11 protein-coding genes are annotated in these 12,660 nt (G+C 70.9%); 10 read left to right on the top strand and 1 reads right to left on the bottom strand.

The annotated features are described in order from the left end of the window. Positions 1–682: 682 nt before the first annotated feature. Positions 683–1,669 (bottom strand): asparaginase, encoded by a 987-nt coding sequence (locus DEJ24_RS03275; RefSeq protein WP_111077250.1) that lies wholly within the window; start codon positions 1,667–1,669, stop codon positions 683–685. Positions 1,670–1,720: 51 nt separating this feature from the next. Between DEJ24_RS03275 and DEJ24_RS03270 the strand changes: the two genes are divergently transcribed. The 10 genes from DEJ24_RS03270 to DEJ24_RS03225 all read left to right on the top strand — a co-directional run bounded on the left by DEJ24_RS03270 (position 1,721) and on the right by DEJ24_RS03225 (position 12,640). Then, the gene (locus DEJ24_RS03270) at positions 1,721–2,218 is read left to right on the top strand and encodes an OsmC family protein (protein ID WP_111077249.1); all 498 of its coding nucleotides are present in this window, start codon (positions 1,721–1,723) and stop codon (positions 2,216–2,218) included. A 5-nt stretch (positions 2,219–2,223) separates the two neighbouring features. Then, on the top strand, positions 2,224–3,192 hold the full coding sequence (locus tag DEJ24_RS03265) for an FKBP-type peptidyl-prolyl cis-trans isomerase (protein ID WP_181432807.1): 969 nt from the start codon (positions 2,224–2,226) through the stop codon (positions 3,190–3,192). Positions 3,193–3,197: 5 nt separating this feature from the next. Beyond that, complete coding sequence (gene dxr / locus DEJ24_RS03260; protein ID WP_111077247.1) at positions 3,198–4,289, top strand: 1-deoxy-D-xylulose-5-phosphate reductoisomerase; 1,092 nt, start codon at positions 3,198–3,200, stop codon at positions 4,287–4,289. A gap of 94 nt (positions 4,290–4,383) precedes the next feature. After that, the gene (locus DEJ24_RS03255) at positions 4,384–5,712 is read left to right on the top strand and encodes an RIP metalloprotease (RefSeq protein WP_258366075.1); all 1,329 of its coding nucleotides are present in this window, start codon (positions 4,384–4,386) and stop codon (positions 5,710–5,712) included. Between the two features lie 79 nt (positions 5,713–5,791). After that, positions 5,792–7,312: a cytosine permease gene (locus DEJ24_RS03250; protein WP_111077245.1), complete on the top strand. Its 1,521-nt coding sequence runs from the start codon at positions 5,792–5,794 to the stop codon at positions 7,310–7,312. Positions 7,313–7,365: 53 nt separating this feature from the next. Continuing rightward, positions 7,366–7,947 (top strand): cysteine hydrolase family protein, encoded by a 582-nt coding sequence (locus tag DEJ24_RS03245; protein WP_111077364.1) that lies wholly within the window; start codon positions 7,366–7,368, stop codon positions 7,945–7,947. 114 nt (positions 7,948–8,061) lie between these two features. After that, complete coding sequence (gene ispG / locus DEJ24_RS03240; RefSeq protein ID WP_111077244.1) at positions 8,062–9,192, top strand: flavodoxin-dependent (E)-4-hydroxy-3-methylbut-2-enyl-diphosphate synthase; 1,131 nt, start codon at positions 8,062–8,064, stop codon at positions 9,190–9,192. A 155-nt stretch (positions 9,193–9,347) separates the two neighbouring features. Further along, positions 9,348–11,099: a proline--tRNA ligase gene (locus DEJ24_RS03235; RefSeq protein WP_111043774.1), complete on the top strand. Its 1,752-nt coding sequence runs from the start codon at positions 9,348–9,350 to the stop codon at positions 11,097–11,099. Between the two features lie 131 nt (positions 11,100–11,230). Further along, on the top strand, positions 11,231–12,226 hold the full coding sequence (gene nusA / locus DEJ24_RS03230) for a transcription termination factor NusA (RefSeq protein WP_111043773.1): 996 nt from the start codon (positions 11,231–11,233) through the stop codon (positions 12,224–12,226). A 33-nt stretch (positions 12,227–12,259) separates the two neighbouring features. Beyond that, positions 12,260–12,640 carry a YlxR family protein gene (locus DEJ24_RS03225; RefSeq protein WP_309146911.1) on the top strand — a complete coding sequence of 127 codons (381 nt, stop codon included), beginning with the start codon at positions 12,260–12,262 and terminating at the stop codon, positions 12,638–12,640. Positions 12,641–12,660 lie beyond the last annotated feature (20 nt).

Genomic DNA, 12,660 nt, shown 5'->3' with positions numbered 1-12,660 from the left:
TCGTCGTCCCGCCCGGTGCCGATGGTGATGCCGGTGCCGATGCGGGTGCCGGTGACGAGCGCGGCGAGTCCGTCGATGCCCGCGAAGAGGCCGTCGCGAGTCCCGGCCCAGCGCGGGACGCGGACCTGGACGACGGTCGAGTGCCGGACGACGCAACGGACGGTTTCGTCGTCGTCGGTCGCACGAGCAGCGGTGCGCTCGTCCGGCTCGACCCCACCGACGGGATCGTCGTGTGCGGCACCGGCGCGCTCGCTCGGGCCGTCTTCACCGGCCTGGTGGACCAGCTCGACCAGCTCCGCCGTCGGCACGCCGACCGGGACCTCGTCGACCCGTTCGCCGGATCGGCGTCGCTGCGCGTCAGCGCTGACGTCGCTGTCCTCGGCCGGCGCGTCGTCCGCAGCGGCATGCCCGAGGGGACCGCAGCGGCTGCGCTCCTGGACCCGGACGGCCGCCGTCGGGCATCGGTCGTCCTGGTCCCGAGCACGGCGACGTCACCACGTCGGTGGACCGCCGTCGTCGACGTCACGCGGTACGGGTGCCGTCTCCGGCATCGGCTGTCCGACGGTTCGGCGGAAGCCGTCGGTGTCGCGGTGTCCCCGACGCTGCCGCTGCTCGTCATCCCGAACCGTCACGACGTCCCCCGCGCCCCGGACCCGGGGGAGGACTCAGCGCGGATCCCGGTTCAGTGCAGGCCCGAGCCGACGCGGACCGCGCCGACGGGTACGCCGCCGCCGAGCACCCGTTCGCCGGTCGTGGCGAGGACCTCGTCCGCGGCCGCGGCGTCGACGAGTCCGTTGCGCACGAGGAGCGTCAGTGCCGCCAGCGTGCCGGCGCGGAGCGAACCGTCGAGCACCTTGACCGCGACGGCAGGCCCCTGGGGCACGCCCATCACCATCACGCCCTCGGCACCGAGCTTGGCCAGGACGCCGAGCCGCTCGATCGTCACGGTGTTCGCCCGGCCCACGCCGTCGATCGCCCACGCGTTCGCCAGCACCGCGTCGGTCAGCGCTGCCGTGTCGTCGTCCGCGCGGGCCACCACGCCCGCGATGCCGCGCGCCAGGCCGGTGAGCGTGAGCGGGAACACCGGCGCGCCGCACCCGTCGGTGCCGACGACGTCGACGACCTCTCCGGTCACGTCCTCGACGGTGCTGCGCACCGCACGCTGGAGGGGGTGGTCGATGTCGAGGTACGTCGCCGCGTCCCATCCGTGCACGCGGCAGGCAGCGAGCATCCCGGCGTGCTTGCCGGAGCAGTTCATCGCCAGACGTCGCGGACCGTCCATGCCGCGCGCGCTCTCCCGGTCGAAGGGCAGGTCCGGTGGGCACCCGAGGTCGTCCTCGCGGTGGTCGAAGCGTTCGAGCATGCGCAGCGCCAGTGACTGGTGGGACGGGGTCCCGGCGTGACTCGCGGTCGTCATCACGAGCTCGTCCCCCGCGAAGAGCGCTCCGGCACGGCGGATCGCCAGCGCCTGGAACGGCTTCATCGTCGAGCGGGGGTAGATGCTCGCCACGGCGTCACCGACCGCGTCGATGACCGTGCCGTCGGCAGCCACGACCACTCCGGCCCCGATGTGCCGACTCTCGTCGAAGCCGGAACGGTCGAGGACCGCCAGCTCGACGGACCCGTCGACGGTGAGAGGATGACGGTCGGTGCTGGGAGCCGCGCGCATCCCGCGAGCCTACCGACCAACGGACCGCGCACCGCGACGAAGGGACCGCCGATGACCGACCACTCCTACGAGGTGTCCGTGCGCTGGACCGGCGACCGGGGGACCGGCACGAGCGGGTACCGCGACTACGGCCGAGACCACGTGGTCACCGCTGCGGGCAAGCCCGACGTCCTCGGCAGCGCCGACCCGACCTTCCGTGGTGACCGAGACCGGTGGAACCCGGAGGAGATGCTCCTGGCGGCACTGAGCCAGTGCCACATGCTCAGCTACCTGTACGTCGCCTCGACCCTCGGCATCACGGTGGTCGACTACCGGGACCGAGCCACGGCGAGCCTCGACGTGCACCGCGACGGCTCCGGCGAGCTGACGGGGACGGTCCTCCGCCCCGTCGTCACCATCCGCGAGGACGACCGCGTCGAGGATGCCCGCGCGGCGCACGCCGAGGCGAACCGCCTCTGCTTCATCGCCCGCTCCGTCGCGTTCCCGGTCCATCACGAGGCCGAGATCCTGGTACTCGGAGCCGACGCATCAGTGGGTGCGGCAGGATGAGACGCGTGAAGCGTCTCCGTCTGCTCCCCCTCGCCCTCGTGCCCGCCGTGATCCTCGGCCTCGCGGCCTGCTCCGGCTCCGGCTCGTCGGACCCCTCGGCATCAGCCACCTCCGCCCCGAGTTCGACCCCGACGCCGATCACCTCGTGCCCGAAGCCCGGCAAGGCCTCGGGTTCCGTGGAGGCCACCGGAGCGGTCGGTGGCTCGGCGGCACCGAAGGTCACGTTCGACAAGGGCCTGACGGCAGACCCGCCGCAGGCCACCCGGGTCGTGAAGGGCACAGGCGCTTCCCTCGCCGAGGGCGACTTCGTGCAGGTCGCTTACAGCGCCTACAACGCGAAGGACGCGAAGAACCTCGTCACGGTCGGGTTCGACCAGGGCAACCCGCAGGTCCTCTCCGTCGGTGGCACCGGCTTCGGCGCCATCCTGTCGTGCGCGAAGGTCGGTGACCGCGTCGCCGTGGTCGGTCAGGCGGCGGCACTCGGCTTCAACACGAGCGGCTCCATCGTCGTCGTGGCGGACGTGGTCGAGCAGACCCCGACCAAGGCGACCGGCACACCGAAGGACCAGGACCCGAAGCTGCCGACCGTCAAGGACGGCGCGAAGGGCGAGCCGACGATCACGATCCCCGACACGGCCGCGCCGACGAAGACCACCGCCGAGGTCATCAAGCAGGGTGACGGCGACACGATCAAGGACGGCGACACCGCGCTCGTCCAGTACAAGGGCGTCGCCTACAAGGGCGGCAAGGAGTTCGACTCCTCGTGGTCGAAGGGCTCCCCGACCACGTTCACCATCTCGAACAGCGGCCTGATCCCCGGCTTCGTCAAGGGTCTGGTCGGCCAGAAGATCGGCTCCCAGGTCATGATCGTCGTCACCCCGGAAGACGGCTACGGCGCGAACCCGCCCGAGGGCTCGGGCATCCCGGCCAACGCCACCCTGGTGTTCGTGGTCGACCTGCTCGCCAAGGGCTGAGCCCGATGCCCGCCCGCCGCCGCGTCGTCCTCCTCGGCAGCACCGGATCGATCGGGACCCAGGCGCTGGACGTCATCGAACGGAACCCCGAACGCTTCGAGGTCGTCGGCCTGACGGCGGGCAGCAACGCCGGCGCCCTCGCGGAGCAGGCCGACCGGTTCGGGGTCCGCGAGACCGCCCTCGGGGCCGCCGACGCCGAACGGTTGGTCCGGAGCGTCGAGGCGGACGTCGTCCTCAACGGCATCACCGGTTCGGTGGGGCTCGGCCCGACCCTCGCGGTCCTCGAGACGGGCGCGACGCTGGCGCTGGCCAACAAGGAGAGTCTGATCGTCGGCGGTCCACTCGTGCAGGCAGCGGCCGCTCCGGGGCAGATCGTCCCAGTGGACAGCGAGCACTCGGCGATCGCGCAGGCGCTCCGGTCGGGCAGCGATGCCGAGGTGCGACGCCTGGTCCTGACCGCCAGCGGTGGCCCCTTCCGCGGGCGGACCCGCGCCGAGCTCGCCGACGTCACGCCGACGCAGGCGCTGGCACACCCGACGTGGGACATGGGCCTCGTGGTCACGACGAACTCCGCGACGCTCGTCAACAAGGGACTCGAGGTCATCGAGGCGCACCTGCTGTTCGGCGTGCCCTACGACCGCATCGACGTCACCGTGCACGCGCAGTCGATCGTGCACTCGATGGTCGAGTTCGTCGACGGTTCGACGATCGCGCAGGCGTCGCCGCCGGACATGCGCCTGCCGATCGCGCTCGGGATGGCGTGGCCGGACCGCGTGCCGCACGTCGGCGTCCCCCTCGACTGGACGACCGCGAGCACCTGGACCTTCGAACCGCTGGACACCCGGGCGTTCGGCGCCGTCGACCTCGCCAAGCGCGTCGGTGTCCTCGGCGGGACGTTCCCGGCGGTCTTCAACGCCGCGAACGAGCAGGCGGTCGCCGCGTTCCATGCGGGCGCGATCGGGTTCCTCGACATCGTCGACACGGTGGTGCGGGTCGTCGACGAGCACACCGCGGGGGAGCCGTCGCTCGACGGTGTGCTCGCCGCGGAGCGGTGGGCGCGGCAGACCGCGGACCGCATCCTGTCGCGCACGGCGTGATCCGTGCCTCCCGGGCGGCACCGCTCTGGAGGCTCACATCGCCACCCAGCCCGCGTACGGCTCCGTCATGGCCAGCGTCCCGTACTCTTTGCCGGTGACCGTCGGAACCGTCCTGCTCTTCGTCCTCGGCGTCGTCGTCTTCGTCATCGGTCTGCTGGTGTCGATCGGCCTCCACGAACTCGGCCACCTGGCCTTCGCGAAGCTCTTCAACGTGAAGGTGACCCAGTACTCACTCGGGTTCGGCAAGACGATCTGGTCCTTCCGGCGCGGCGAGACCGAGTACGGGCTGCGGCCGATCCTGCTCGGCGGCTACATCTCGATGGTCGGGATGCTCAAGCCCCGTGCCTCCGGACGCGAGATCACGAACACCGGCATGTACTCGGCCTTCGTGCAGGACGCCCGGGCGGCCAGCGCCGAGCAGATCGCCGAGTCCGGCGGTGACGACTCCCGCGCGTTCTACCGGTTGACGCCGTGGAAGCGGATCATCGTGATGGTCGCCGGACCGGCGATGAACCTGGTGATCGGCATCGTGCTGTTCGGGGTCCTGCTCGTCGGCTTCGGTGCCCCCACCACGACGTTCACGTCGAGTGTCGACTGCGTCCTGCCGACCAGTGCGCGCACGACGTGCACGGACGGTGACGCCGTGTCGCCCGCGAAGCAGGCCGGCCTCCGCTCCGGCGACGTCGTCCTGTCCGTCGGTGGCGTGCGGAACCCCACGATCACCCAGGTCTCGGACACCTTCCAGCGGTCCGCCGGCAAGGCCGTCCCGGTCGTCGTCGAACGCGACGGCACCGAACGCACGCTGCGGGTCACGCCGGTCCTGGCCACCCGGGACGTCTACGACGCAGACGGGACGGTCGCGGAGAACAGCGACGGCACGACGAAGACCCAGCGTGTCGGCGTGGTGGGAGTGAGCATCGGGCAGACCCTGGTGCGCCAGTCCCCGGCGGCGGTCCTGCCCGCGACGGGCGCACAGATCGGCGCATCGGCACACCTCATCATCGACCTGCCGCAGCGTCTGGTCGCGGTGTGGAACGCGGCCTTCGGATCGCAGGCCCGGTCGCAGGACAGCCCGGTGTCGGTCGTCGGTGTCGGTCGGGCGATCGGGACGGTCTCGTCGATGAGCGGCGTCCCCGTGGTCGACAAGGTCTACACGATCCTCGGCCTGCTGGCGTCGTTGAACATCGGCCTGTTCGTGCTCAACATGGTGCCGCTCCTGCCGCTCGACGGCGGCCACATCGCGGGTGCGCTCTGGGAGGCCGTGAAACGGCGGACCTTCCGCCTGTTCGGCAAGGCCGACCCCGGTCCGATCGACCTGGCGAAGACGATGCCGCTGACGATGGTCGTCGTCGTGCTGCTGGCCGGCATGAGCGCGCTCCTCATCTACGCCGACATCGTCCGACCGGTCGACCTCTTCGGGTAGCGGCGACCTCCTCGCGCAGCGTGACCGCTCCGGGGAGCGGGGGAACGACGAGGCCGTCGGCGCCCACTACGCTCACCCCATGAGTGCAGAGCCGACGGCCCCGAAGCGGCCGATCGCCGACCCGACCCGCACCGTCGAGCGGCAGGGCATCGACGTGATCACCGAGTCGGAGCGGAAGGGCCGTCCGCGCGGGCTGTTCTGGCCGTGGTTCGCCGCCAACATCTCCGTGCTCGGCCTGGCCTACGGCTCGTTCGTCCTGGACTTCGGGATCTCGCTGGCGCAGGCGACCGTGGTCTCGGTGATCGGTGTCGTCTTCTCGTTCCTGCTGTGCGGCGTGGTCGCGATCGCCGGCAAGCGGGGCTCCGCCCCGACGATGGTCCTCAGTCGTGCCGCGTTCGGCGTGCACGGCAACCGGTTGCCGTCCTTCCTCAGCTGGGTCCTCACCGTCGGGTGGGAGACCGCGCTGGCCGCCCTCGCCGTGCTCGCGACCTCGACGGTGTTCCAGGCGCTCGGCTGGGACGACGGCGTGTTGACGAAGCTCGTCGCCCTGGTCGTCGTCGCGGCGCTCGTGGTCGGGGCCGGCATCGCGGGCTTCGACGTGATCATGCGGATGCAGACCTGGATCACCGTCGTCACCGGCGTGCTGACGATCGTCTACGTGGTGCTCGCGCTGCCCTCGATCGACTTCGGCACGCTGGCCGCCCTGCCGGCGGGGAGCGCGCAGAACGTCATCGGTGCCCTGGTCCTCGTCATGACGGGCTTCGGTCTCGGCTGGGTGAACGCGGCTGCGGACTACTCGCGCTACCTGCCGCGATCGTCCTCCACCGGCGGGGTCGTCGGGTGGACGACCTTCGGCGGTGCCCTGGCGCCCGCAGTCCTCGTCGTCATCGGGGTGATGCTCGCCGGGTCCTCGGAGGAACTGCACGCAGCGATCTCGGCGGACCCGATCGGTGCCCTGGTGACGGTGATGCCGACCTGGTTCCTCGTGCCGTTCGCGGTGGTCGCGATCCTCGGGCTCGTGGGCGGAGCAGTCCTCGACATCTACTCCTCGGGGCTCGCGCTCCTCAGCGCGGGGGTCAGGATCCCGCGACCGGTGGCCGCCGGTGTCGACGGCGTGCTCATGGTCGCCGGGGCGGTCTTCGTGGTGTTCTTCGCGACGGACTTCATCGGTCCGTTCCAGGCGTTCCTCATCACCCTCGGCGTCCCGATCGCCGCATGGTGCGGGGTGTTCGTCGCGGACGTCCTGCTCCGTCGACGCGCCTACGCCGAGGGCGAGCTCGACACCCCGCGGGGTCGCTACGGCAGCGTCCGGTGGTCCGCCATCGCGCTGGTGGTCATCGGTTCGGTGCTCGGGTGGGGGCTCGTGACCAACTCGACGCCGGGGGCGGAACTCGTGCACTGGCAGGGCTTCCTGCTGGGACCGTTCGGTCTCGGCGGGGTGACCGGGCCCTGGGCGTACGCCAACCTCGGGGTCCTCGTGGCGCTCGTCGTCGGGTTCCTCGGCACGCTGCTGTCCGGCGGCCGCGCCGTCCGTCGGCAGGAGGCGCTGCCGGTCACCGAGCCGGTGTCGCGCGTGCCGGATGCCGAGCTCCGCCCGTGACGGCAGCGGACGTGGCGGTGGACACGGCGAACGCCTGGCTCGTCGTCATCGACATGCAGCGGGTGTTCACCGGCGACAGCCCGTGGGCGGCACCGCGGTTCGCCGAGGCCTCGGCCGCGATCGAGCGGCTCCTGCCGCGCTTCGCGGGTCGCACCGTCGTCACCCGGTTCGTCGCGCCCGCGGAGCCGACGGGTGCCTGGGTGCCGTACTACCGCGACTGGCCGTTCGCGCTCGTCCCGGACGACGACGAGCTGTACGCACTCACCGAGCCGTTCGCCGCACTCGCGGCGACGGGGACGCCGAGCGGGGTCACGACGTCGTCCGTCCCCGTCGTCACCGAGCCGACCTTCGGGAAGTGGGGGACGAGCCTCCAGGCCGTCACCGAGACCGACACCGTCACCGACACCGAGACCGACACCGACACCGGAGCCGGGCCGGAGCGACGCCACCTGGTGCTCACCGGGGTCTCCACGGACTGCTGCGTCCTCTCGACCGCCCTGGCGGCCGCGGATGCGGGCGTCCGGGTCACCGTGGTGGCCGACGCGTGTGCCGGCGCGAGCGACGTCGACCACGCCCGGGCACTCGACGCGATGCGGCTGTACGCCCCGCTCGTCACCGTCGTCGACACGCTCTGACGCGGACCCGGGCAGCACACACGGCCGCTGCCGCCGACCCAGCCTGAGTCCCGGCGGACCGTGCTGTCCGGACGAGCGCGTAGAGTTCGGGACGTGCCCGCAGTGAACCTCGGAATGCCGAAGGCCCCCGACACCCTGGCCCCTCGTCGCAAGTCCCGGCAGATCCGGGTCGGCAAGGTCCTGGTCGGTGGCGACGCCCCCGTGTCGGTGCAGTCAATGACCACGACGCCGACCACGAACATCAACGCGACCCTGCAGCAGATCGCCGAGCTCACCGCGTCGGGCTGCGACATCGTCCGTGTCGCCGTGCCGAGCCAGGACGACGCCGACGCGCTGCCGATCATCGCCAAGAAGTCCCAGATCCCGGTGATCGCGGACATCCACTTCCAGCCGAAGTACGTCTTCCAGGCCATCGACGCCGGCTGCGCCGCGGTGCGCGTGAACCCGGGCAACATCCGGAAGTTCGACGACCAGGTCGGTGCCATCGCCGCCGCCGCGAAGGCTGCGGGCGTGTCCCTGCGCATCGGCGTGAACGCCGGTTCGCTGGAGCCCAGCCTGATGCAGAAGTACGGCAAGGCCACGCCCGAGGCGCTCGTCGAGTCGGCCGTGTGGGAAGCCTCCTTGTTCGAGGAGCACGACTTCCACGACTTCAAGATCTCGGTCAAGCACAACGACCCCGTCATCATGGTCAAGGCGTACCGCCAACTCGCCGAGCGCGGCGACTGGCCGCTGCACCTCGGCGTGACCGAGGCGGGCCCGGAGTTCCAGGGCACGATCAAGAGCGCGACCGCGTTCGGCATCCTGCTCGGCGAGGGCATCGGCGACACCATCCGTGTGTCCCTCTCGGCTCCGCCCGCACAGGAGGTGAAGGTCGGCCTGCAGATCCTGCAGTCGCTGAACCTCCGCGAGCGCAAGCTCGAGATCGTCTCCTGCCCGAGCTGTGGCCGCGCGCAGGTCGACGTCTACCAGCTGGCGAACGACGTCACCTCGGGTCTCGAGGGCATGACCGTGCCGCTGCGTGTCGCCGTCATGGGCTGCGTCGTGAACGGTCCGGGCGAGGCTCGTGAGGCCGACCTCGGCGTCGCCTCGGGCAACGGCAAGGGCCAGATCTTCGTGAAGGGCCAGGTCATCAAGACGGTGCCCGAGGCCGAGATCGTCCAGACCCTCATCGAGGAGGCGAACCGTCTCGCCGACGAGATGGGTCCCGCCGCCGGCACCGGCAAGCCGCTGGTCGTCACTCCCTAGCAGCCGCGCGGTCGCTGTTCGCAGCCGACTGCTGGACGGGAGGCCCGTGGCGACACCGCCACGGGCCTCCCGTCCGTTCCGCCACAGGTCCGGCGCCGCGGCCCCGCCGTCCACAGGCGGGTCGCGTCGTGACCGCGCGCCGCTAGGCTGACGGCGTGGTCACACGGCTCTCTCACCTCTTCCTCCGCACGCTCCGCGACGACCCCTCCGACGCGGAGGTGACGAGTCACAAGCTGCTCGTCCGCGCCGGCTACGTCCGCCGCCAGTCGCCGGGCATCTTCGCCTGGCTGCCGCTCGGACTCCGCGTCCGCGCGAAGATCGAGGGCATCATCCGCGACGAGATGGTCGCGGCCGGTGCGCAGGAGGTCCTGCTGCCCGCGCTCCTGCCGCGCGAGCCCTACGAGGCCACGAACCGCTGGACCGAGTACGGCGACGGCATGTTCCGCCTGCAGGACCGCAAGGGCTCCGACTACCTACTCGCGCCCACCCACGAAGAGATGTTCGCGCTCCTCGTGAAGGACCTGTACTCGTCCTACAAGGACCTCCCCGTCACGCTCTTCCAGATCCAGGACAAGTACCGCGACGAAGCCCGTCCGCGCGCCGGGCTGCTGCGCGGCCGTGAGTTCACGATGAAGGACGCCTACTCGTTCGACGTCTCCGACGCTGGTCTCGAGCGCAGCTACCAGGTGATGCGCGACGCCTACGAGCGGATCTTCGCGCGCCTGGGCCTCGAGTACGTCATCGTCAAGGCCGACGCCGGCGCCATGGGCGGCTCGAAGTCCGAGGAGTTCCTGCACCCGATCGCGGTCGGCGAGGACACCTTCGTGCGGAGTGCCGGCGGCTACGCGGCCAACGTCGAGGCGTACGTCACCCCGGTGCCCGACGCGAAGCCGGTCGACGGCCTGCCGGAGCCCGTGCTGCTGCCGGCGTCGGACACGCCGACGATCGAGTCGCTCGTGGCGCACGCCAACGCGGTCGCCCCGCGCGACGGCGCCCCGTGGACCGCGGCGGACACGCTGAAGAACGTCGTCCTGGCACTGACGCACCTCGACGGCACGCGAGAGATCGTGGTGGTCGGCCTGCCCGGCGACCGTGACGTCGACCTCAAGCGCGCCGAGGTCGCCTTCGCCCCGGCCGAGGTCGAAGCCGCCGGCGACGACGACTTCCGCAAGCACCGTGGCCTGGTCAAGGGCTACATCGGCCCGCAGGTCCTCGGAGCGGACAGTGCGACCGGCCTGCGCTACTTCGTGGACCCGCGCGTGGTGGACGGCACCTCCTGGGTCACCGGAGCCAACGAGCGCGGCGTCCACGTCTCCGGCCTGGTGGCCGGGCGGGACTTCGTCGCCGACGGCGTCGCCGAGGTGTCCGACGTCCGTGCCGGTGACCCCGCGCCCGACGGCTCCGGTCCGCTCGAGACCGCTCGGGGCATGGAGATCGGTCACGTGTTCCAGCTCGGCCGGAAGTACGCCGAGGCGCTCGGGCTGAAGGTGCAGGACGAGAACGGCAAGCTGGCGACCGTGACGATGGGCTCGTACGGCATCGGCGTGACCCGCATCTTGGCGATCCTGGCCGAGGCGCACAACGACGAGAAGGGCCTGGCCTGGCCGAAGCACGTCGCCCCGTTCGACGTGCACGTGGTGGCCACCGGGCGGGACGCCACGGCGTACGACCTGGCGGAGTCGATCGTCGCGCAGCTCGAGGGCGAGCGCTTCGACGTGGTCTACGACGACCGGCCGAAGGTGTCGCCGGGCGTCAAGCTCCGGGACGCGGAACTGCTCGGCATGCCGGTCGTCGTCGTCGCGGGGCGCGGCGCTGCCGACGGCGTCGTCGAGCTCTGGAACCGGGCGACCGGTGAGCGTCGTGACCTGCCGGTCGCGGAACTGCTCGAGGCGGTCCGGGCGATCTGACACACCGGCGTCCGAAGCGAGGCCCGTGGCGGATCCGCCACGGGCCTCCGCCATTCCTGCGGTACGATCGACGACGGCTTCCGCGCGGTTCCATCCGCGGGAGTGACTCATCTGAATACGGAGGCACCTCGGTGAAGATCGACCTCGCAGTCCTGCGACTCATGGAGCGTGAGCGGGAGATCCCGTTCGACGAGCTCGTCCAGATCATCGAATCTGCCATCCTGACCGCTTACCAGAAGCACGGCGCTGAGAACGACGAACCCGTCGACGCCCAGGCCCGGGTCGAGCTGGACCGCAAGTCCGGCGAAGTGTCCGTGTTCGTGCCCGAACGCGACGAGGACGACAACGTCATCGGCGAGTCCGTCGATCAGCCGAGCGACTTCGGCCGGATCGCGGCGTTCGCCGCCAAGCAGGTCATCAACCAGCGTCTGCGCGACATCGGCGACGACAAGATCCTCGGCGAGTTCCGCGGCAAGGAAGGCGACATCGTCGCCGGCATCGTGCAGCAGGGACCGAACCCGAAGATGGTGATGGTCGACCTCGGCACCGTCGAGGCGATCCTGCCGCCCGAAGAGCAGGTACCGGGGGAGACCTACGCGCACGGCACCCGCCTGCGCGTCTACGTGACGAGCGTGGGTCGTGGCCACAAGGGGCCGCAGATCACCGTGTCGCGGACGCACCCGGGCCTGGTCCGGAAGCTGTTCGCCCTCGAGGTCCCGGAGATCGCCTCCGGTGTCGTCGAGATCACCTCGCTGGCGCGCGAAGCCGGGCACCGCACGAAGATGGCGGTCAAGGCGAACGAGCCCGGCGTGAACGCAAAGGGCGCCTGCATCGGCGAACTCGGCGCCCGCGTGCGTGCGGTGACGAACGAGCTCGGTGCCGAGAAGATCGACATCGTGGACTGGTCCTCGGACCTCTCCACCTTCGTCGCCAGCGCCCTGTCGCCCGCGAAGGTCACGAGCGCGTTCGTGCTCGACGCCTCGACGAAGGCCGTCCGCGCACTCGTGCCGGACTACCAGCTGTCGCTCGCGATCGGCAAGGAGGGGCAGAACGCCCGTCTCGCCGCGAAGCTGACCGGTGCCCGGATCGACATCCAGCCGGACTCGATCCTCGACGGTGACGACTGAGCAGCACCCCCATCGGCGCGGTCCGGTTCGCTCGTGGCGAGAGGCCTCGGGCGCGCCGGATCGCGGTCGTCGGAGTCAAGGAGTAGAGTGGACGCCGTCAGAACGTGCATCGGCAGTCGTCGTCGCGCAACCCGATCCTCCCTCCTCCGTGTCGTCGCTCGCAGCGATGGTTCCGTGGTAGCGGATCCGAAGGCAGTCATGCCGGGCCGGGGTGCATGGCTCACACCGACCGTCGAAGCGTACGAACTGGCCGTCAAGCGCAGGGCATTCCGCCGTGCGCTCCGGCTGGAGCGTGATCCCGACACGTCCGCGGTGCGCGAGTACCTCGCTGGGCTGGGGCCCGATGGCCCGAACAGCACAGCTCCCGAGCGCCAGGACATGACAGAACAGGCTGAACGGCTTATGGACAACTGATGAGCGGCTCGAAATGAGAC

The sequence above is a fragment of the Curtobacterium sp. MCPF17_001 genome, assembly GCF_003234615.1.
Classification (GTDB): Bacteria; Actinomycetota; Actinomycetes; order Actinomycetales; family Microbacteriaceae; genus Curtobacterium.
This window is presented reverse-complemented; position numbering and strand designations above follow the sequence as displayed.